Here is a 19,997-nt window from a genome sequence, read left to right on the forward strand (position 1 = left end):
AAGCTTACTCATTTTTAACATAAATAAGATACGATGTCAACGCCGTGTTTAATCTTCCATTGTGGACAGGTCGCCTGCCGGCAGGTTCAGCTCCCACGCCTTCAGCACACGTCTCATGATTTTTCCGCTCCGTGTTTTCGGAAGTTTATCTTTGAATTCAATTTCCCGCGGTGCGGCATGCGCGGCAAGCCCCTGTTTTACAAAGAGGCGAATGTCCTCCTTCAGCTGATCGGATGGCTCATGCCCTTCTCTGAGCGCGATAAACGCTTTAATAATTTCTCCCCGGACAGGGTCCGGCTTTCCGATGACGCCGGCTTCGGCAATCGCCGGATGTTCAACAAGTTTGCTTTCGACTTCAAACGGGCCGACGCGCTCGCCGGATGTCATGATGACATCATCGACTCTGCCTTGGAACCAGAAATAACCATCTTCATCCATATAAGCAGAATCTCCGGAAACATACCAGCCGCCCGGCATGAAATAAGAATCATATTTCTCTTTGTTGTTCCAAATGGAATCCATCATCGACGGCCAGCCCTTTTTAATGGCGAGATTTCCCATTCGGTACGGCGGAAGCTCATTTCCCTGATTGTCAACGATCGCCGCTTCCACTCCCGGAATCGGTTTCCCCATTGAACCCGGCTTGATCTCCATGCAAGGATAATTGCAAATGAGCTGTCCGCCCGTTTCTGTCATCCACCACGTGTCGTGGATGCGCTTGCCGAATACTTTATGTCCCCACTTGATGACCTCGGGGTTCAAAGGTTCTCCGACACTCAGGACGTGACGAAGTGAAGTAAGGTCAAATCTGGATGCCATTTCATCTCCGGCGCCCATAAGCATTCTGAAAGCCGTCGGAGCGCTGTACCAGACGCTGACACCGAGCTTCTCAATCGTGCCGTACCAGTTTTCCGGACTGAATCTGCCGCCGACGATCACATTCGCCGCTCCGTTCAGCCACGGCGCAAATATCCCGTACACCGTCCCGGTCACCCAGCCCGGGTCCGCAGTGCACCAGTAAATATCGTCTTCTTTAAGATCAAGCACCCACTTGCCGGTCTGGTATTGCTGAATCATGGCTTCATGAACGTGGAGCACACCTTTAGGCGTTCCGGTAGATCCTGATGTGTAGTGAAGCAGGTAGCCGTCTCTTCTGTCCATCCATTCAATATCAAGTCTCGTGCTTTCTCCCTCAGCCGCTTTATCATAATGAATGATTTTATCTCCCGTTTCTTTGCTGCCGCCGACAATGAAAATATGCTCGAGGTCGGGCAGGCTGTCCGCCGGAATCCGTTCGGCCAGTTCAGGTGTCGTCACGACAACCTTTGCCTGGCTGTTCAAGAGGCGGTCTTTGACGGCGCCTTCCATAAATGCTTCAAATAAAGGACCGGCGATCGCACCGATTTTAATTGCGCCGAGCATGATAAAGTAAAGCTCCGGCGAACGCGGCATGAAAATAAAAACGCGGTCCCCTTTTTCCACGTTTCCATACCGTCTCAGTACATTTCCCGCCCGGTTCGATTCCTCCATCATTTCTTTAAATGTGTATTTTTCATCCCGGTTTGCGTCCTTGTAATATAGCGCTACTTTGTTTTTTCGAAATGATTCGGCATGACGGTCAATCGCTTCGTACGCCGCATTCAGCTTCCCCGTCTGATGCCAGGAAAACTCCGCTTCGACCTCTTTCCAATCGAAGCTGCGGTACGTTTCCTCATAATTTCGCAGATGATAATTCCCCTTTTCCGCCGGCAACGCTTTCAAATTCATGCAACATCCCCCTTTGCTTATCTATAGACTAATTATAGTAGATGTTCACAGTTTTCTCAATTTTTAAAATATAAATTACAACACTATTGAAAACGCTTTATATTTTGTTATGCTTAAGAGAGATGTGTTTTTATTAAGAACCGACAGGCGGTGAATCAGTGAAACATCATAAAACGTACCATTCTTCATTAATTCAGACAGCAGTCGGCCCTCTTTTAGTAGAAGGGCCCGTACCTCCAGAGGACCTAGCACAGTATGAGTTTCATGAAGGCCTGACAGCCTTTCGCCTTCCTCATGAACAGCACAAAGCGTTAATCGAGATCGCCGGGCTTCCTGAAGGTCGGATCATTATCGCCAGGGACGGACAGACGATTATCGGCTATGTGACGTATTTATATCCTGATCCGCTTGAACGGTGGTCTGACGGAAATATGGAAGACCTCCTTGAACTCGGGGCGATCGAGGTCGCTCCCGGCTACAGGGGCTGTTCTGTCGGAAAAACGTTGCTGACAGTCAGCATGATGGATGAACAGATGGAACGGTACATCATCATGACGACGGAATATTACTGGCATTGGGATTTAAAAGGAATGAAAAAAGATGTGTGGGAATACAGAAAAATCATGGAAAAGATGATGAATGCCGGGGGTCTTGTCTGGTTCGCAACGGATGAACCGGAAATCAGCTCTCACCCGGCCAATTGTCTGATGGCCCGCATCGGCAGGCACGTCAGTCAGGAGTCAATTGAACAGTTCGACAGGCTTCGTTTTTATCAGCGATTTATGTATTGACTGACATACAAAGGGGATAAAAAGATGATTGCAGAACAAATCATGAAACGGGACGTCATCACCGTCTCAAAACACGACTCCATTGAAACAGCCGTCCGTAAAATGAAGGTATATCATATCCGCCATCTCCCTGTCATCGACGACGAGCTGCACGTCATCGGTATTGTCACAGACAGAGACATTAAACAGGCCGGCCCCGGCAGCTTTGAACAAAAGGAACGCGGCGCATTTCTGACAAACAAAGTGGAGACCATTATGAAGCGGAATGTCATCTGCGCTCATCCGCTTGACTTTGTGGAAGAAATATCCGCTTCCTTTTATGAGCACGGCATCGGCTGTCTGCCGATTACGGTAAACCATAAGCTGACGGGCATTTTAACGAAAACCGACGTGCTCCGGACTTTCGTCAGCCTGACAGGCGCAGGCCAGCCGGGATCACAGGTGGAAATCCTGGTGACGGATATGACAAAAAGCCTTGCTGATCTCAGCTGCATGTGCCGTGATCTTCAGCTGCAAATCCTGAGCGTGCTCGTCTATCCCCATGATTCCGCCGGGTCGAACATTCTCGTCTTCCGGGTGAAGACGATGAATCCGCTCCCTTTTATCCGTGCCGTTCATGAAGCCGGATACAATGTCTTATGGCCGAAACATTTGAGGGATCAGCCATGAGAGACAGCGTTTTTGTTTACTCGCCTTCTTATCAGACGTATCAATTTCATCAGGAACATCCGTTCAATCAGCGTCGCGTGCTTTTAACATACGATCTGCTTCAGGCGGCGGATGCGTTTGACGAAGGAGAAATCGTCACACCGCGCACGGCCGCTAAAGAAGAGCTGGCTCTCGTTCATACGGAGGATTATATACAGGCGGTGGAACTAGCGGGTGCGGGCCGGCTCCCTGCCGCAGAAGGAGAAAGCTACGGTCTCGGAACGGAAGACACCCCCGTTTTTGCCGGCATGCATGAAGCCGCGTCACTTCTGGTGGGCGGCACCTTAACGGCGGCTGATTATGTCATGACGGGACAAGCTAGACACGCCTGCAATTTAGGAGGCGGCCTTCACCACGGCTTCCGCGGCAGGGCCTCAGGCTTTTGTATCTATAATGACAGCGCCGTGGCCATCCAATACATCCAGAAGAACTACGGGGCAAAAGTGCTATACATTGATACAGACGCCCATCACGGCGACGGCGTTCAATTTACGTTTTATGACAGGTCTGATGTCTGCACTGTTTCTTTTCACGAGACCGGGCGTTATTTATTTCCCGGGACGGGACAGGTACTGGAAAAAGGAAGCGGGCAAGGCTACGGCTATTCTTTTAACATTCCGCTGGATGCTTTCACAGAGGACGATTCCTTTCTGCACGCTTACAATACGGCCGCCTCAGAAATCGCGGCTTTTTTTAAGCCGGATGTGATTCTTACCCAAAACGGTGCCGACGCCCATTATTACGACCCATTGACACACCTGTCCAATACAATCTCCATTTATCAGGAGATCCCGCGGCTCGCTCATTCATTAGCCCATCAATATTGCAGCGGCAGATGGATCGCGGTCGGCGGCGGCGGATACGATATTTGGAGAGTCGTCCCGAGAGCATGGAGCCGCATTTGGCTTGAGATGAAAGGGATTGATCCCGGGGAGCGCATACCGCAGAAATGGATTGATAAATGGCAGAAGCACTCTCCCTGCACGTTGCCCGCTTTTTGGAGTGATCCTGAACAACTATATCCTCCGATTCCCCGCAAAGAAGAAATTTCAGAAAAAAATGCCCAAACCGTGGAAAAAGCACTTTTTGCCATCCGATCTGAGCAGCGGTATAAAACAAAATAAAAAACGACCTTATGAGGAGGTCGTTTTTTTGATCACAATTTCTACACGGCGGTTTTCTTTCATATGTCCGGGACTTTTGTTGTCCTTCACAGGTTTCGTATCCGCATACCCGGCAGAGATAAACCGTTTGGCGGAAAAGTCTTCATTCGCGGTAAAATACCGGATCACACTCGCTGCTCTTGCAGACGACAGCTCCCAATTTGACGGAAATTGATAGGTGGAAATCCGGCGGCTGTCCGTATGGCCTTCTACCTGTATGTCATTCGGAATTGTTTTTAAAAGCACCGCGATCTGATGCAGAACCGGCTCGGCGTTTTTCAGCACATCCGCTTTTCCTGTCTGAAACAGAACGGCCTCCTGCAGCACAAGAACCACTCCGCGCTCATCGCGCTTCGCCGTCAATTTCGAACTCAAATGATGCGCTTTTATGTATGTCTTCACGTTTTGTAACAGCAAATCCTGTTCTTTATTTTCGTTTGCTTTGTCTGATGACGCCGGTTCACTCCCGCTGCCGTTTGTATGAATCGATGAAACGGCAGATTGAAATTTTTCCGTGTCTATTTGCGACATCGAAAAAAGCAATATAAAGAACACGAGAATGAGCGTGATCAAGTCAGCGAACGTCACCATCCATCTCGGTGAACCGCCGGAATGTTCCGGTTTTTTTCTTTCAAAACGCTCTTTTCTAAGCTTCATGGACAGCGCCCTTTTTCTTGTTCGCAGGCTGTCCTTTACGCCAGTCTTCTCTTGAGCTGAAGACGACGAGCTGACTTTCGAGGTTGCGGGGATTTTTGCCCGATTGGATGCCGACAACCCCTTCGATCATGACCTGTTTGATGAAAATTTCACTTTCTGTTTTTTCTTCAAGCTTTGCCGCGATTGGGATAAACACCAAGTTGGCAAGCAGCGCTCCGTACAGTGTCGTCAATAGCGCAACGGCCATGTTCGGTCCGAGGGTATGCGGGTCATTTAAGTTTTTGAGCATGAGAACGAGTCCGACGAGCGTCCCGATCATTCCCCAGGCGGGTGCGAAATCACCGGCTTTTTCAAAAACGCGTCTTCCTTTTCTGTGTCTTTCTTCCATCGCGGCGATTTCAGAATCCATCACCAGCCGGATCGTTTCCTCGTCCCAGCCGTCAATCGCAAGCAAAAGCCCTTTTTTTAAAAACGGATCCTTGATCTCACGCGCCTGGTCATCCAGAGACAGAAGCCCCTGCCTGCGCGCCTGCTCCGAAAGGCTGACAAATACTCTGACAAGCTCTTTCACATTGTCATCCTGACGGGAGAATACCTGTTTCAGAACAGAAGGGGTTTTCTTTAAATCCCTCGGCGGAAAGCTGATAAAGATCGCCGCAGCAAGGCCGCCTGTGACGATTAAAAAAGAAGTCAGATCTAAAAATGAACTGATTCCCTCCAGTCCCGTCCCTGACAGAATACCGATTGCGACAATAATACAGCCTAACATAAAGCCAACGGGCGTCAGATAATCAAAACGTTTCATATCTTCTCCTTACTCAAGTAAAAAAGCAAGATTCCACCCCTCAGAGTGAAGCTTGCTTTTCCGTTTTTTTATGACTTGGTTGATTGTCTTAATTCGATGCGGTGAGGCAATTCGACGATATGCTCTTCAACCGGCTCTTTGTTCATCAGTTTTGTCAAAAGTCTCATCGCCACAGCGCCGATATCGTACGTAGGCTGCACGACTGTTGAAAGCTGAGGGCGGACCATCAGGCTCAATCTCGTATTGTCAAAACCGATAATATCAAGATCATCAGGTATCGAAAGACCTTGATCTTGGGCCGCATGGATAATGCCGAGGGCCATTTCATCCGTCGCAGAAAGAATCGCCGTCGGTTTCCGGTCAAGGCCCATCAAGCTTTGAAGCGCCTCCATACCGGAATCATAGGTGTAATCGCCTTCCGCTACGAATTGCTCGTTAAACGGAATCGCCGCTTCTTCAAGCGCCCGTTTGTACCCTTGCAGTTTTTTCGAACGGTTGATCGGCTCTTGCATCGGTCCGGAGACGAATGCAATATCGCGATGCCCTTTATCAATGAAAAGCTTAACGGCATCATAAATCGCCTGTTCATAATCAATGGCGACAGAAGGCGTCTCGCCCTGTTCTTCCACTGACGCCGCCAAGACGATCGGCACAGGAGAGCGCTTAAATTCTTCGACATGCTCGTCCGTAATGTTGCCGCCCATAAATACGATACCGTCCACTTGTTTGCCAAGCATCGTATTTAACAGATGCAGTTCTTTCTCAAGATTTTGGTCCGAGTTGCTTAAAATAATATTATATTTGTACATCGTCGCGATATCTTCAATTCCACGCGCAAGTTCAGAGTAGAAAATGCTTGAGATATCAGGGATGATGACGCCGACCGTTGTCGTTTTTTTGCTTGCAAGCCCTCTTGCCACCGCGTTCGGGCGGTAGCCGAGCCGGTCAATGGCTTCCAATACTTTTTTTCTGGTCGTCGGTTTTACATTCGGGTTGCCGTTCACGACGCGGGAAACAGTCGCCATACTGACATTTGCTTCTCTGGCCACATCGTATATCGTAATGTTGCTCACTGAAACCACTCCTTTTACTGGATACACTTATCCTTATCTATAGCATAAACACTTTATGTAAAGAAATGTCGTACGATTTCGCATTCTGTCGTTTATGATTGTAAGCGTAAGTCAGTAGTGTACATTATTTTTCATTATTCATCAAATTTAAATATCTCTCATGAAATTATACACGTTTTTCCCAGTGATGAAAACGTTCACTTTCATTTTATAATTAAATAAAATGAAGATACGAAAAAAAGCCGCGCGTGGCGGCCTTTAAAGAGCGGGACGTTGTATTATGCTTTTACTTTCAGCATTGGCTTTAATTCGTTCAGCCATTTCTCGAATTCAGGTATATCCATCTGCTGCGCAGAGTCTGAAAGGGCAACGGAAGGATCAGGGTGAACTTCGGCCATCACGCCGTCAGCGCCGATCGCAAGCGCCGCTTTTGCTGTCGGAAGCAGGAGATCGCGGCGGCCTGTTGAATGTGTGACGTCAACAAACACCGGCAAGTGAGTTTCCTGTTTCAAAATCGGCACGGCAGAAATGTCGAGTGTGTTTCTCGTTGCCGTTTCGTACGTTCTGATACCGCGCTCACAAAGAATGATTTGGTCGTTTCCTTGTGACATGATGTATTCAGCTGCATTGATGAACTCTGAAATTGTTGCGGCAAGACCGCGTTTTAACAATACCGGCTTTTTAACGGAACCGGCGGCTTTCAGCAATTCAAAGTTTTGCATGTTCCGCGCGCCGATCTGAATGACGTCAATGTAATCAATCGCTTGCTCAATGTGGGCGGGCGTTACGATTTCACTGATCACCGCGAGGTCATATTCATCAGCGACGCGTTTAAGAATTTGCAGGCCTTCAACGCCGAGACCTTGGAAATCATACGGACTTGTGCGGGGTTTAAACGCGCCCCCGCGCAGGATTTTAATGCCTTGTTTTTTCGCTGCGGCCGCTACTTTGGCAACCTGCTCATAGCTTTCTACGGCACAAGGTCCGACGATGAATCTCTGATCGCCGTCACCGATTTTTTCGCCTTTAATGTCAACGATCGTATCTTCTGCTTTTTTCTTCCGGGAGACGAGCAACGCTTTGCTGTGATCCTCTTCTTGAAGTTCAAGTCCGGCTTTGAAAATTTCTTTGAAAATATGCTGGATCGTTGAGTTTTCAAATGGGCCGTCATTGCTTTCAATTATGCGGTTAAGCATTGTACGCTCTCTGACAGGGTCAAATCGGTTGACACCCTGTGCTTCCTTTGCTTTACCGATTTCTTTTACAACGGCTCCGCGTTCATTGATTAATTTAAGGATTTCTAAGTTTAGTGCGTCTGCCTGCTGTCTTAGGCTCTCTAATTCCTTGTTGCTCATCTTTTTCATCCCTTCTATGCTATGTTTTATTTTAATGGTTAACATGCATCTTACTACAGTTATGCGAAAATAGGAATATGAAATAATAAATTTTTTCACATTCGGCTTTATCACCAAAACGCTTTTAAGCTTTTATGCGTTGAAGCGGTATATATTGATATCCTACATGATCCGGCTGAAATGATCAATAGTTTTTTTCAAAAAAAAAACCGCCGGTATCAACCGGCGGCCAGCAATTATGAAAGGTGCTGCTCTATTGCGTTTTTTGTGATTTGTGAATGAGACGCGTGCCATTTCACTTCGCCGTTTGCAATGACGAATACTTGCGGGCTTTCATGTTTCACGCCGTATGTCTCGGCGATATAGTTTGAAAGCGGCCGGCTGTCCTGCACCTGCAGGTAATAAGAAGGCACTTCCGAATGCGCCGATGCAAAGGCGTCAAACTCCTGAAACGCGGCTTGGCTGATCGGGCAGGTTGTGCTGTGTTTCAAAAACACGAGCTTGTTTTCTTTCTCAACGGCATTTTTGAACTCTTCTTCAGACGATATCAGCTGTTTTGTCATGTCGGTTATCTCTCCTTATTGAAGATCAGCGATTTGCCTGACCGGCTTTTTCCCCGGCGTCTTCCGCTTCGGCCTTGATGCTTTGGGCCGTGTCCTGCATTTCGCTTCTCGTCTCTTCGGCTTTCTCGGTTAGTGTGCTCTTAGAACGGTCTTTTAAATCCTTCACTTTATTCATAATCTGGCCTGACTGATCAGCTACCAGCTGGGTGATATTAGATGTTTTGTCTTTGGCGATGCTGACATATTGAGAGCCTTTTTCTTTCGCGTCGGCCGTCATTCTGTCCGTCTTATCCTTTAACGCAGAAGCCTGACTGCCGAGATCGTCGCGCAGCTCCTTACCTGATTTAGGCGCCAGAAACAACGCCGTTGTCGCGCCGATAATTCCCCCGATCAGCGTTCCGATTAAAAAATCCTTACTATTGATTCCATCTTTGCTCATTATGATTCCTCCTTAGTGGATTTTTCTTATGATTAAAGCGATGTTTTTTTCTTTTGCTTCCACTTGTCCCATATTTCCATAGCGGCCTGGCTCCAGGTGACAACCTGACTGATCTTATCCTGATTCTCTCTTACAGAGGCCGTAACGGAACCTGCTGCCTGCTTTATGGATGTATTAAACTGCTGGACGGAAGTTCCCACTTCCTGGACAGCATGGACAACCGTATTTAATTTCTCTGATTTTTCCTGAATGTCTTCCGCGAGACGGTTTGTCTTATGTAACAGCTCGGTTGTCTCTGCGGTAATGCCTTTCATCTGCCCTTCAAGGCCGTCTAAAGTCGAGGCAACGTTTGTTAAAGTCATCTGCACGGACTTTAATGTTTTGGACAGATAGATGACGAGGATGAGAAATGCAACGGCAATGAGTGCGACGCTTAAGTAAAGAATGATGATCATCTAATACCTCCTTAATGCAGGATATAGTGGTATATACCCAATTCTTAAAATGATAAACATATATGAAAGATCTGTATGTATACTATTTCTCCGTTTCTCGGTAAATCCCTTTGCAGCACGCGCAAAAAAGCAGTGAGAGCCCCACTGCTTTTTCGTTACGCTATGACGTTTTCATAGGCTCTCATATATTTTTGAATGTCTCCGGCGCCCATGAAGATCAGCACTGCGCCTTCATGCGCTTTTAACACGGATGTGTCATTTTCTTCAATGAGTTCTGAGTTATCGATTTTTTCCTGAAGATCCGTGATCGTGAGCTTGCCGACGTTCTCGCGGGCAGAGCCGAAAATGTCGCACAGATACACGCGATCGGCCGCGCTTAAACTTTCTGCGAATTCATCAAGGAATGATTGCGTCCGTGTAAACGTATGCGGCTGAAATACCGCGATAATTTCACGTTCGGGATATTTTTGGCGCGCCGCCTCAATCGTGACTTTGATTTCAGTCGGATGGTGGGCGTAGTCGTCGATCAATACCTGGCTGCCGATCACTTTTTCATTGAATCTGCGTTTGACGCCGCCGAATGATTCAAGCCCGAGCTTAATCATGTTCACGTCTATCTCTTCATAGTGGCAGATTGCAATAACCGCTAAGGAATTGAGGACATTGTGATGCCCGTATGCCGGGATGTAGAACGTATCGTAAAACGTATTGCGGACAAAGACGTCAAATGTCGTGCCTTCCGTATTTTTTACGATGTTTCTCGCTTGAAAATCATTTTCTTCTCCCGTGCCGTAATAAACGACAGGCACATTGGCGTGAATTTTCGGCAGGTACTCGTCATCACCGCAGGCAATGATGCCTTTGTTGACTTGAAGCGCCATGTTTTGGAAAGCATCAAACACATCGTCAATGTTGGCGAAATAATCAGGGTGGTCAAAATCAATATTCGTCATAATCGCATAATCAGGCTGATAGCTTAAGAAATGACGGCGGTACTCGCAGGCTTCAAATACAAAGTATTCGCTGCTTTCATTTCCTCTGCCCGTTCCGTCCCCGATAAGAAACGAAGTCGGCTTCGCCTGCTGCATCACGTGTGCCAAGAGGCCCGTTGTGGACGTCTTGCCGTGTGCGCCCGTTACCGCGACACTTGTGTATTTTTTCATATATTCAGCTAAAAATTTATGATATCTGATGACAGGAATCCCTTCAGCGAGCGCCTTTGCGATTTCCGGATGAGAATCAGGGAATGCGTTTCCGGCGATTACCGTTAAGCCGGGTTTGATGTTATCGGCGCTGAACGGATAGATCGGGATATTTCTTTTTTCAAGGGCAGCCTGAGTGAAAATCTGCTTCTCGATATCCGATCCCTGCACCTGATACCCTGTATCATGCAGGATTTGAGCAAGCGGGCTCATACCTGTCCCTTTTATTCCAACAAAATGATAAACAGTCATAATCGTACCTCCAACAAACGTCTATCTGTTCCCCAGTATATGACGCTCATTTCATTTTGCGACCGCCGCGGGCAAAAAGCCCGCACAGCGGCGCTTCCATTTATTTTTACGTTATCGTCAGTATCTGTAACTTTCTTTTTGATTAAACCTGCCGCATGATATTTCAGCGCGTGACAGTGATGCAGTTTTGATGGTCCATCCACTATCATACCATGTTTGTGAGAAAAATGAACGATATTCTTATTCTTGAGCAATGTCAGCGGCCGTAATCAGCACTTCACGGGGTTTGCTGCCCTTCGCTTCTGAGATCATGCCTTCGGCTTCCATCATGTCAATCAGCCTCGCGGCGCGGTTATAACCGATTCTGAACCTTCTTTGAAGGCTTGAGGTGCTGGCGCTGTTTTGCTCCACGACGAATTGGCACGCCTCAGGAAACAGTTCGTCTTCTTCCTTGAGGGCGGTTCCCTGCCTGATCAGTTCTTCCTGTTCAAACAAATAAGAAGGCGGCAGCTGCTTTCTGACATGAGAGACGACGCGGTCAATTTCTCTGTCGGATACAAAGTTGCCTTGCAGGCGCACCGGTTTTCCGGTACCGTTTTCCCAGTACAGCATGTCGCCTTTTCCGAGCAGCTTTTCCGCTCCCGCCATGTCGATGATCGTTCTGGAATCTACCTGGCTTGAGACGGAGAATGCAATCCTCGTCGGTATGTTTGCCTTGATCATTCCGGTAATGACATCGACAGACGGACGCTGTGTCGCGACAAGCAGATGAATGCCGCAGGCTCTCGCTTTCTGCGCGATTCTGGCAATGCTTTCTTCCACATCGTTCGGCGCGACCATCATTAAATCGGCAAGCTCATCAATGACCACTACGAGGTACGGAAGCTTTTCGCCTGTCTTATGATCGGCGGTTAATTCATTAAAGCGGCCGATATCTCTCACACCCGAATGGGCAAACAGTTCATATCGCCGTTCCATCTCTTCCACAACCCATTTTAACGCGGCGGTCGCGGCTTTGGCGTCCGTGATGACGGGGCTGACCAAATGCGGAATTTGGTTATATGGCGCAAGCTCGACCATTTTCGGATCAATCAGAAGCATTTTGACATCACTCGGATCCGCCTTATAAAGCAGACTGACCAAAATGGTATTGATGCAGACGCTTTTTCCCGATCCTGTCGCACCCGCTATCAACCCGTGCGGCATCTTTTTCAAATCAATGACGACCGGGTTTCCGGAAATATCGACACCGAGCGCGGCTGTAAGCGGAGACGGATTCGTCCTGAAAGCGGCGCTTCTGATCATCTGCCTTAAATCGACGACTTTGCTTACGCGGTTCGGAACTTCAATGCCGATCGTGTTTTTACCGGGGATCGGCGCCTCAATCCGAATATCCTTGGCAGACAGGCTCAATTTAATATCATCTGCTAAGTTTGTAATTTTGTTCACTTTCACTCCGGGCTCAGGATGCACTTCAAAACGTGTGACGGACGGGCCTTGTGTGACATGAACGACTTGGGCGCGCACATTAAAGTTTTTCAGTGTAACGTTTAAAAGCTCGCGCTGTTCTTCAATCCACGATTGGTCGTCATGTCTTTGCGCCGGCGGTACGTCCAGAAGCGACAAATTCGGAAAGACATAGCTCGCTCCGCCCTCCGGCGTCTTCGTCTGCTTGTGTTTATCGCTTTTAAGCATCATGACGTTAAACGGAACATTGCGCTCTTTCGGCCGCTCCGCTTTTCTCACAGTCTGAGGCTGTCCGGGATGCTCCGTTTTTTCTTCGGCAGGCCGGGAAGGGGCATTGGCCGTCTCGATGCTTGCAGGTTCAGGCTCGGGGTCTGAATGCCGCGTGACTTCATTGTACTCAGGCTGAGAGTCTGCTTCCTGTTTCGCGTCGGTTTCAGCTGATTCGGGCTTGTCTCCAGACTGCGGCTGAACTTCCTCATCGTATCCGGGTTCTGTGTATGTATACACCGGTTCTTCTGCGGTTTCAAAAGGCGGTGCTTTTTCCGGCTCAGGCTCCTGATATTCCTCCTGCGGCGCAGCTTGTTCCTCTGTGTTTTCAGCCGTTCGGGATGCTTCATACTCAGGCTCTTCAATAGGCTGCGGGCGGGTTTGTTCCTGCTCTTGTTCTTCTGTAAAGCCGGCAGACTCCGCGCTTTCCGTGTGCTCCCGCTCTTCAGCCTGCTGCGGTTCTGGTGCCGCAAACACTTGCTCTTTTGCATTCTCAGCCTCGGTGTGAAGCTCCTCTTTTTTAACGGCCTGGATTTCTTCCGTTTCTTGTTTCACAAACGGGTCTGGCCGGTCATTCGTCTGTTTTGTTATGCCGGATGTTGTGAAGACGGGCTCTTTTTCCGTTTCCTGACGGGCTTTTGTCGGAACAAATTGCTCCTCTGACAGCAGTGTTACGTTCTCTTCACGCCCCTTTTCGGATATAGGCGCTTTTTTTATGCTGTGCTGAGATTGAAAGCCGTAAACCGGTGAAGGAATGGATGACGGTTTAAAGGGCTTTTTCACCGTATCAGGCTCTTTATGTGTATGCTGTTTCCGCTCGGTTTGCTCCTTCCCGGCGGCATAATCCCGGGACGGCTGGCGGCGTTCGTGCCTTTCCCGCTGTCTTTGGTTTTGCTCCGTTCGCTTATAGCCGTCCGGAACGACGGGGAAGCGGAAATTCCCTTTCGGATATTCGTAATATATTTTAGGATCTTCCATGCGCGTGAATTTGCCTTCTGGCTGATCCGGTATCTGCTGTTTCGGGATTTGGGCATGCGTGTTCGGTTCACGTTCATGCTCTTCTTCTTTTTCACCTAAAAATAAGTCAAAAAATTTATTCAGCCAACTCATGTTTAATCACTCTCTAACTCCCTTTTTAGTAGTCTGGGACGATATTTAGTATACCATTGCCGGGCGGCTCAGAAAAGATTAAGCTCCCAACTGAAGAAAGCCGTTAAGCAGGCCTGCTTAACGGCTTTCTCTCACATCATTCGATTCTGTGCGCTTATTTATGGGAGTTAGAATTGAAATGCTTCGCCGGCCTCGCGGCTGTCTTCAAGAACAAGAATCCCTTTTTCCGCCGGCGCATCCGGCAAAGCGAGTTCTTTCGCGGAGCAGATCATGCCGCTTGACGGAACGCCTCTTAATTCAGCGTCTTTAATCACAAGTCCGCTCGGCATTACCGCGCCGACTTTAGCGACGACGACTTTTTGCCCTTTGTCCACGTTCGGCGCGCCGCAAACGATTTGAAGGGTTTCCTCTCCCACATTCACTTGGCAGATATTCAGTTTATCCGCATTCGGATGTTTTTCTTTCGATTCAACGTGACCGACAACAAATTTCGGAGAAAGGTCAACCGTCAGCGTTTCTGAAACGCCGTTTCTGTTCAGTATTTCATTCACATCCTGAACGAATGTCTCAGACAAAGCGACGGGGCCGTTGTCCTCAATCTGTAAGTAAGAAGACACGTTAAAAATGTTAAAGCCCGTCGTTTCTTTTGTTTCTTTGTTAAAGATTCTGACGACATCGCCTTCTCTTTCATAGCCGATTTCTTCGCGTGCCGCATCTTTAAGAGAGATCAGAAGCGTATCTCCCACACCTTCTTTATTGTAAAAAGCGTTCATAAGAAAAATCCTTTCTAATCCTTTTTCGGCCGGCTTTTCGCCATGATAAACACAGGTTCCAGTCTGCCTTCATTATACAGAAATGAAAGGGCCGTAATCGGCACCGTGCCGCTTGCAAAGAAGCTCATGGACATTTGCCCTAAAATATCATAACCCGATTCATTTCGAATGTCAGCAAGTATTAATACATCCTGGTGCGGGACGGAAATCGCCAATTCGCCTTCAGCGGCCTGCTTGTATTCATGAAGAATCGAATCATTGAGAATCCGGCTGGCGTCATAGCCGTCATTCGCCCTGAAAAAATAAAAATAATTGTCCGCAACCGTATCCTGTTTCACGACCGAAGGAAGAGAGCGGAGATTGAATGACGCCGTCTCCCTGATGCGTTCTTTTGTCCAGTTTTCTTTCTCGAGCATCCGGCTGTCAATTAAGCGGTACGTCTTACCGAGGTCAAGCGCGTAGTAGATTCTTGTTTCGGCCGTATGGTCATCATACACGAGCGGAATGCCGTCGCTCGTTTGATCGGGAAATGATGTGGAGCGGATGACCGGATAGATTCCGGCTTCCTTTCCGGACATCTCCTGTCCGCTGCCTTCCATCGCCTCCATTGCTTCTGACACATAGTAGACGATTTCGTCGATCGCTTCTTCTTTTTTCGTCTCCCACTTCGCAATGATCGGCGGGAGCTCCAATGTGATGCCTTTTTTGGTCGTTTGATCCTCAACACGGAGGGTGTCTTTTTCTCTGTCAAAAAAGAAGGATCGGTTCTCGTGCTGCAGGCGCTGTTTTAATAAATCCGCCAGCTTCCTTGACGTCATTTTCAAAGCCCGTGGCCTCCTTTATGCTTTAGCAAGGGAATCGGTTAAAAATTGCTCAATTTCTTCTTTTGTTTTACGGTCTTTGCTGACGAAGCGGTTCACTTCTTTTCCTCCGTTAAACACAACAAAGCTCGGAATGCCGTAAATTTCCCATTCCGCGCATGTATCAATAAATTGATCGCGGTCTACGTAGTAATAAGTGAATTCAGGAAAGTCCGCTTCCAGCTCAGGGAGAAACGGCTCCACAAAGCGGCAGTCCGGGCACCAATCCGCTGAAAACATAAATACCGCCCAATCGTCTTGTACCGCTTTTTGCAATTCTTCCGTGCTTTCAATCTTTTTCATTGTCATTCCTCCATCTGGATTATGAGTTTTTTATATGCTGATGTTTGTCCAATTGGATCATACCAGACTGTTTACAGCAAGACCAACTATATGCAATATCATTATCATATTTCATTTGCATTATCAAGCAAGTTTCGTTTACCATTTTGTGTAGCCGTACGAAAATCTGAATATGTACATAAGGAGGGGCAAAAGATGCAGTTTGTCGTGTATTTAGCGGGTGAAATCCACAGTGATTGGCGGGACGAGATCAAGCAAAAAGCAACGGCGCTGGACCTGCCGATTACGTTTGTCGGCCCGATGGAAAACCATGAACGCTCAGACAATATCGGAGAAGAGATTATGGGCGTGCAGCCCGATTCTGTTTTAAAAGACGCCAGAGCTTCTGATATCAACAATTTCCGTACAGAGGTGCTGATGGAAAAAGCCGATTTTGTGATCGCCCTGTTTGGCGAGAAATATAAACAGTGGAATACCGCGATGGATGCTTCTTATGCCATCGCAAAAGGAAAGCCGCTCATTCTCATCCGTCCGAAAGAACTTCATCATCCGCTGAAAGAGCTTTCCGGAAAAGCCAATATCACGGTCGAAACCGTCAATCAAGCGATGAAAGCACTCTCTTATTTATTTGAAACAGAATAAGCAGGCCGCCTTTATGCGGGCCTGCTTATTTTTTTACACATTTTCTCTGATCGTTTCGACCGTCTGTTTGTCACTCGCCATGACCAGCTTAATGAGCATTTCTTTCGCCGCGGCATAATCATCGACATGGATGATAGCGGCATTTGTATGAATGTATCTTGAACAAATGCCGATGACGGCAGACGGAACCCCGCTGTTTGATATGTGGACCCGCCCGGCATCCGTTCCCCCGCCTGAAGCGAAATATTGATAAGGGATATTGTGCGTTTCCGCCATATCAAGGACGAACTCTCTCATCCCGCGGTGCATGACTGTCGTTCTGTCGAGAATGCGGAGCAGCACCCCCTCGCCGAGACGGCCGAACAGCTCCTTATCGCCGGTCATATCATTTGCCGGGCTGGCATCAAGCGCGAAGAAGAGATCAGGCTGAATCATATTGGCCGCTGTCTGCGCCCCTCTCAGGCCGACTTCCTCCTGAACGGTGGCCCCGGCGTACAGATTGTTCGGCAGGTCTTTTCCTTGCAGCTCTTTTAATAATTCAATGCTTAACCCGCAGCCGTAGCGGTTATCCCACGCTTTGGACAATATTTTCTTCTCGTTGGCCATCGGGGTGAACGGGCAGACCGGCACGACCTGCTGTCCCGGTCTGATTCCCATTCTGACCGCGTCCTCTCTGTCATCGGCACCGATATCAATCATCATATTTTTGATCTCCATCGGCTTTGCGCGCTGGGCATCTGTTAAAATGTGGGGCGGGATGCTTGAGATGACGCCGATAATCGGTCCGTTATCCGTCTGCACCTCGACGCGCTGGGCAAGCAGCACCTGACTCCACCAGCCGCCGAGCGTCTGAAATCTCAGCATGCCGTTATCCGTAATCTGCGTTACCATAAACCCGACTTCGTCCATATGGCCGGCTACCATAACGGTCGGCGCATCTTCAGCGCCGCGCCTTACTCCGAAAACACTTCCGAGTCTGTCCTGCACGATGTCATCCGCATATTTAGCAAGCTCCCGTTTCATAAAGGAGCGGACCTGATGTTCATTTCCCGGTGCGCCGGGAAGCTGCGTCAGCGTCCGGAAAAGCGTTTTCGTTTCCTCATTCATATTTTCCCCTCATTTCTATGTAATGCTTTTATTTTATTAGAAAAACAACCGTTTTCCAAGCGCTCAGATTGAATGGGCTGGAAAACCGCCGCTTTACTTAACACCGTCTGGCATCTTCTGTATAATAAAAACTACGACATAATTGGAGGTGCTTCATATTGAAATTACGTCATTTTCTCTTAGGTGCAGGAGTCGGATTATGCGCTGCCATCGCAGTGAAAAAGTATGCGATGAAACCTTATATCTCTTCAGAAAAAGCGCTCCGTATCGTGAAAGCGGCTTTTAAACAGCGCGGGCCGATAGACGGATCATGGATTTACACAGAGCCTGAGCCCTACCAGGTAAACGGAGAAACCATCCAGGTATACAAAACCGGCGTGACACGTTCGGCATTCGGCGAACTGGAGCAATATGAAGTTATGGTCAATGCAAAAACAGGCCAGATTGTCGATGTCATTGATTCTGTCGCCTCATAATTCGGACAAGCAAAAAATAAAGCCCAAAACCATCAGCGTTTTGGGCTTTATTCGGTTACATCGGCCGAATTCGTTTATATACAGGGTGCCACATCGCGTCCTGCACCGCTTGGATCAGATCCTCGGGTTCCGTTTCCGCTACACCGTCCTGAATCGCAGCTTTCGCTACAGCTACCGCCACAGTTGCCGATACCGTCCTGAGATCCTCCACTTTCGGAAGCATCGGCGCCCCCGGCTTGCCGACGTCCACCATACCGGCGATGGCATTCGCGCAGGCAACGAACATATTGTCCGTAATGAGCCTTGCTTTTGTCACAATCGTGCCGAGTCCGAGTCCCGGGAATACGAGCGCGTTGTTCGCCTGTCCGATATGGTAGGTAACGCCGTTATACGCGACAGGCGGGAATGGACTTCCCGTCGTGACAAGCGCGCGGCCTTCCGTCCATTTAATTAAATCTTCAGGTTTTGCTTCTGATAATGTGGTCGGATTTGACATCGGCAAAATAGCGGGCCGTTTGACATGCGAGGCCATTTCTTTGACGATTTCTTCCGTAAATGCGCCTGATACGGTGGATGTGCCGATCAGAATCGTCGGCTTGGCCTGACGCACCGTCTCCGCCAGATCAATTGATCCGCCTTCACCGCTGCGGCCGTACTCTTTCACTTCATCAGCAGAGCGGGCGTACGGAACCTGAAAATCACGCAGGTCCTTCATATCATCCGTTAACAATCCGTTTCTGTCGATACACCAAAAGCGGCTGTATGATTCTTCTTCGCTTAATCCGTCATGCACCATAGCTTCGCGCAGCTGCTCAGCAATTCCGATACCGGCCGTTCCCGCGCCGAAGACGACGACTTTATGCTCTTTTAAAGGCACTTTTGACGCTTTCGCACACGCTAAAACAGCTGCAAGCGACACCGCGCCCGTTCCTTGAATGTCATCGTTAAACGTACAGACTTTATCTTTATACCGTTTTAATATGCCGCGGGCGTTAGCCGTACCGAAATCCTCCCAATGAAGCAGCGCATTCGGGAATGTTTCCCGGGCAAGCGAGACATACTCATCAATAAAGCGGTCATATTTCTCGCCGCGCACTCTTGAATGCTGGTTTCCGACATACAGCGGGTCATTTAAGAGGCTTTCTTGATTTGTCCCGGCATCTAATACGACCGCAAGCACTCGTGACGGATCAATTCCGGCCGCCGCCGTATACACCGCGAGTTTTCCGACAGAAATGGCGATGCCGCCGACGCCCCAGTCACCGATTCCCAGAATACCCTCCGCATCTGTGGCAACGATTAAGTCAATGTTTTCATTTTTTCCGAACTGCTGAAATGCGGCGCGCATTCCTTCAGGGTCATCTATTGACAAATACAGACCGCGGGGTTTTCTGTACTCGTGGCTGTAACGCTGGATCGCGGTGCCGACGGTCGGCGTATATACGATCGGCAGCATTTCGCCTAAATGATCATTTAACAGCCTGTAAAATAACGTTTCATTCCGATCATGGAGAGCGGTCAAGTATACATTTTTGCTCAGCTCATCAGGCTGCGAACTGAATTGTTCGTAGGCACGCCTCGCCTGCTCTTCGATTGTCAATACTTTCGGCGGCAGAAATCCCTCGAGCCCGAGTTCCTTTCTTTCCTCCTGTGTAAAGGCCACCCCTTTATTTAAAAAAGGCGTAGAAAGCACTTCTAATCCGCGCAGAGTTGTTTTGATTTCTCCATCTTTCATCACTTGAAATTGATTCACCTGTCTCTT

General features: G+C 48.4%; 20 protein-coding genes. 5 read left to right on the forward strand and 15 right to left on the reverse strand.

Annotation, left to right across the window (positions count from 1 at the left end; all coding sequences use genetic code 11):
• Positions 1-48 precede the first annotated feature (48 nt).
• Entirely contained in the window at positions 49-1,767 is a 1,719-nt protein-coding gene (gene acsA / locus JNUCC22_RS13600) for an acetate--CoA ligase (RefSeq protein WP_216061804.1), read from the reverse strand.
• 158 nt (positions 1,768-1,925) lie between these two features.
• Here acsA and JNUCC22_RS13605 point away from each other — a divergent pair, with 158 nt between their 5' ends.
• The 3 genes from JNUCC22_RS13605 to JNUCC22_RS13615 are packed head-to-tail and all read left to right on the forward strand — an operon-like array spanning position 1,926 to position 4,390.
• Positions 1,926-2,558, forward strand: coding sequence for a GNAT family N-acetyltransferase (locus JNUCC22_RS13605; protein ID WP_216061805.1), 633 nt, complete (start codon positions 1,926-1,928; stop codon positions 2,556-2,558).
• Between the two features lie 24 nt (positions 2,559-2,582).
• Positions 2,583-3,227, forward strand: a complete 645-nt coding sequence (locus JNUCC22_RS13610; RefSeq protein ID WP_216061806.1) for an acetoin utilization AcuB family protein — start codon at positions 2,583-2,585, stop codon at positions 3,225-3,227.
• Positions 3,224-4,390, forward strand: coding sequence for an acetoin utilization protein AcuC (locus JNUCC22_RS13615; protein ID WP_216062331.1), 1,167 nt, complete (start codon positions 3,224-3,226; stop codon positions 4,388-4,390). Before JNUCC22_RS13610 ends, JNUCC22_RS13615 begins: the two co-directional genes overlap by 4 nt.
• 9 nt (positions 4,391-4,399) lie before the next feature.
• Here JNUCC22_RS13615 and motS read toward each other — a convergent pair whose 3' ends face one another.
• The 12 genes from motS to JNUCC22_RS13675 all read right to left on the reverse strand — a co-directional run bounded on the left by motS (position 4,400) and on the right by JNUCC22_RS13675 (position 16,010).
• Complete coding sequence (gene motS, locus JNUCC22_RS13620) at positions 4,400-5,086, reverse strand: flagellar motor protein MotS (protein ID WP_216061807.1); 687 nt, start codon at positions 5,084-5,086, stop codon at positions 4,400-4,402.
• Positions 5,076-5,891, reverse strand: a complete 816-nt coding sequence (gene motP / locus JNUCC22_RS13625) for a flagellar motor protein MotP (protein ID WP_216061808.1) — start codon at positions 5,889-5,891, stop codon at positions 5,076-5,078. The genes motS and motP overlap by 11 nt, the downstream gene beginning before the upstream one ends.
• Before the next feature lie 68 nt (positions 5,892-5,959).
• Entirely contained in the window at positions 5,960-6,964 is a 1,005-nt protein-coding gene (ccpA, locus tag JNUCC22_RS13630) for a catabolite control protein A (RefSeq protein ID WP_003152385.1), read from the reverse strand.
• A gap of 278 nt (positions 6,965-7,242) precedes the next feature.
• A complete protein-coding gene (locus JNUCC22_RS13635; RefSeq protein WP_216061809.1) occupies positions 7,243-8,319 on the reverse strand; it encodes a bifunctional 3-deoxy-7-phosphoheptulonate synthase/chorismate mutase in 1,077 nt (358 codons plus the stop codon).
• A gap of 236 nt (positions 8,320-8,555) precedes the next feature.
• Positions 8,556-8,882: a bacillithiol system redox-active protein YtxJ gene (gene ytxJ, locus JNUCC22_RS13640; RefSeq protein ID WP_033574218.1), complete on the reverse strand. Its 327-nt coding sequence runs from the start codon at positions 8,880-8,882 to the stop codon at positions 8,556-8,558.
• A gap of 25 nt (positions 8,883-8,907) precedes the next feature.
• Entirely contained in the window at positions 8,908-9,321 is a 414-nt protein-coding gene (locus JNUCC22_RS13645) for a YtxH domain-containing protein (protein ID WP_003152380.1), read from the reverse strand.
• A gap of 32 nt (positions 9,322-9,353) precedes the next feature.
• Positions 9,354-9,776: a DUF948 domain-containing protein gene (locus JNUCC22_RS13650; protein WP_007408777.1), complete on the reverse strand. Its 423-nt coding sequence runs from the start codon at positions 9,774-9,776 to the stop codon at positions 9,354-9,356.
• 155 nt (positions 9,777-9,931) lie between these two features.
• Positions 9,932-11,230, reverse strand: a complete 1,299-nt coding sequence (gene murC / locus JNUCC22_RS13655; RefSeq protein ID WP_132105508.1) for a UDP-N-acetylmuramate--L-alanine ligase — start codon at positions 11,228-11,230, stop codon at positions 9,932-9,934.
• 240 nt (positions 11,231-11,470) lie between these two features.
• Positions 11,471-14,074, reverse strand: a complete 2,604-nt coding sequence (locus tag JNUCC22_RS13660; protein WP_216061810.1) for a DNA translocase FtsK — start codon at positions 14,072-14,074, stop codon at positions 11,471-11,473.
• A 167-nt stretch (positions 14,075-14,241) separates the two neighbouring features.
• Entirely contained in the window at positions 14,242-14,847 is a 606-nt protein-coding gene (ytpR, locus tag JNUCC22_RS13665) for a YtpR family tRNA-binding protein (protein ID WP_003152375.1), read from the reverse strand.
• A gap of 14 nt (positions 14,848-14,861) precedes the next feature.
• Positions 14,862-15,671, reverse strand: a complete 810-nt coding sequence (locus tag JNUCC22_RS13670) for a DUF1444 domain-containing protein (RefSeq protein ID WP_012118213.1) — start codon at positions 15,669-15,671, stop codon at positions 14,862-14,864.
• Positions 15,672-15,686: 15 nt separating this feature from the next.
• Positions 15,687-16,010, reverse strand: a complete 324-nt coding sequence (locus JNUCC22_RS13675; RefSeq protein ID WP_003152373.1) for a thioredoxin family protein — start codon at positions 16,008-16,010, stop codon at positions 15,687-15,689.
• 195 nt (positions 16,011-16,205) lie between these two features.
• On the opposite strand from JNUCC22_RS13675, the gene JNUCC22_RS13680 reads away from it, so the two are divergent.
• Positions 16,206-16,652: a YtoQ family protein gene (locus JNUCC22_RS13680; RefSeq protein ID WP_014418659.1), complete on the forward strand. Its 447-nt coding sequence runs from the start codon at positions 16,206-16,208 to the stop codon at positions 16,650-16,652.
• A gap of 33 nt (positions 16,653-16,685) precedes the next feature.
• Here the strand turns inward: JNUCC22_RS13680 and JNUCC22_RS13685 are convergent, their stop codons facing one another.
• On the reverse strand, positions 16,686-17,759 hold the full coding sequence (locus JNUCC22_RS13685; RefSeq protein WP_007613172.1) for a M42 family metallopeptidase: 1,074 nt from the start codon (positions 17,757-17,759) through the stop codon (positions 16,686-16,688).
• Positions 17,760-17,917: 158 nt separating this feature from the next.
• Here JNUCC22_RS13685 and JNUCC22_RS13690 point away from each other — a divergent pair, with 158 nt between their 5' ends.
• Positions 17,918-18,235 carry a PepSY domain-containing protein gene (locus JNUCC22_RS13690; protein ID WP_003152366.1) on the forward strand — a complete coding sequence of 106 codons (318 nt, stop codon included), beginning with the start codon at positions 17,918-17,920 and terminating at the stop codon, positions 18,233-18,235.
• Positions 18,236-18,290: 55 nt separating this feature from the next.
• On the opposite strand, the gene JNUCC22_RS13695 is transcribed toward JNUCC22_RS13690, so the two are convergent.
• A complete protein-coding gene (locus tag JNUCC22_RS13695) occupies positions 18,291-19,988 on the reverse strand; it encodes an NAD-dependent malic enzyme (protein WP_216061811.1) in 1,698 nt (565 codons plus the stop codon).
• Between the last annotated feature and the right edge of the window lie 9 nt (positions 19,989-19,997).

The sequence above is a fragment of the Bacillus sp. JNUCC-22 genome (genome assembly GCF_018861275.1).
Lineage (GTDB): Bacteria > Bacillota > Bacilli > Bacillales > Bacillaceae > Bacillus > Bacillus velezensis.

Bases quoted from the DNA above. Each gene is read 5' to 3' on its own strand.
- ytpR (WP_003152375.1), bottom strand. From the start codon at position 14,847: ATGAACGCTTTTTACAATAAAGAAGGTGTGGGAGATACGCTTCTGATC.
- JNUCC22_RS13675 (WP_003152373.1), bottom strand. From the start codon at position 16,010: ATGAAAAAGATTGAAAGCACGGAAGAATTGCAAAAAGCGGTACAAGAC.
- JNUCC22_RS13685 (WP_007613172.1), bottom strand. From the start codon at position 17,759: ATGAATGAGGAAACGAAAACGCTTTTCCGGACGCTGACGCAGCTTCCC.
- JNUCC22_RS13610 (WP_216061806.1), top strand. From the start codon at position 2,583: ATGATTGCAGAACAAATCATGAAACGGGACGTCATCACCGTCTCAAAA.
- JNUCC22_RS13680 (WP_014418659.1), top strand. From the start codon at position 16,206: ATGCAGTTTGTCGTGTATTTAGCGGGTGAAATCCACAGTGATTGGCGG.
- JNUCC22_RS13660 (WP_216061810.1), bottom strand. From the start codon at position 14,074: ATGAGTTGGCTGAATAAATTTTTTGACTTATTTTTAGGTGAAAAAGAA.
- ytxJ (WP_033574218.1), bottom strand. From the start codon at position 8,882: ATGACAAAACAGCTGATATCGTCTGAAGAAGAGTTCAAAAATGCCGTT.
- motP (WP_216061808.1), bottom strand. From the start codon at position 5,891: ATGAAACGTTTTGATTATCTGACGCCCGTTGGCTTTATGTTAGGCTGT.
- motS (WP_216061807.1), bottom strand. From the start codon at position 5,086: ATGAAGCTTAGAAAAGAGCGTTTTGAAAGAAAAAAACCGGAACATTCC.
- JNUCC22_RS13650 (WP_007408777.1), bottom strand. From the start codon at position 9,776: ATGATCATCATTCTTTACTTAAGCGTCGCACTCATTGCCGTTGCATTT.
- JNUCC22_RS13645 (WP_003152380.1), bottom strand. From the start codon at position 9,321: ATGAGCAAAGATGGAATCAATAGTAAGGATTTTTTAATCGGAACGCTG.
- murC (WP_132105508.1), bottom strand. From the start codon at position 11,230: ATGACTGTTTATCATTTTGTTGGAATAAAAGGGACAGGTATGAGCCCG.
- JNUCC22_RS13635 (WP_216061809.1), bottom strand. From the start codon at position 8,319: ATGAGCAACAAGGAATTAGAGAGCCTAAGACAGCAGGCAGACGCACTA.
- JNUCC22_RS13615 (WP_216062331.1), top strand. From the start codon at position 3,224: ATGAGAGACAGCGTTTTTGTTTACTCGCCTTCTTATCAGACGTATCAA.
- acsA (WP_216061804.1), bottom strand. From the start codon at position 1,767: ATGAATTTGAAAGCGTTGCCGGCGGAAAAGGGGAATTATCATCTGCGA.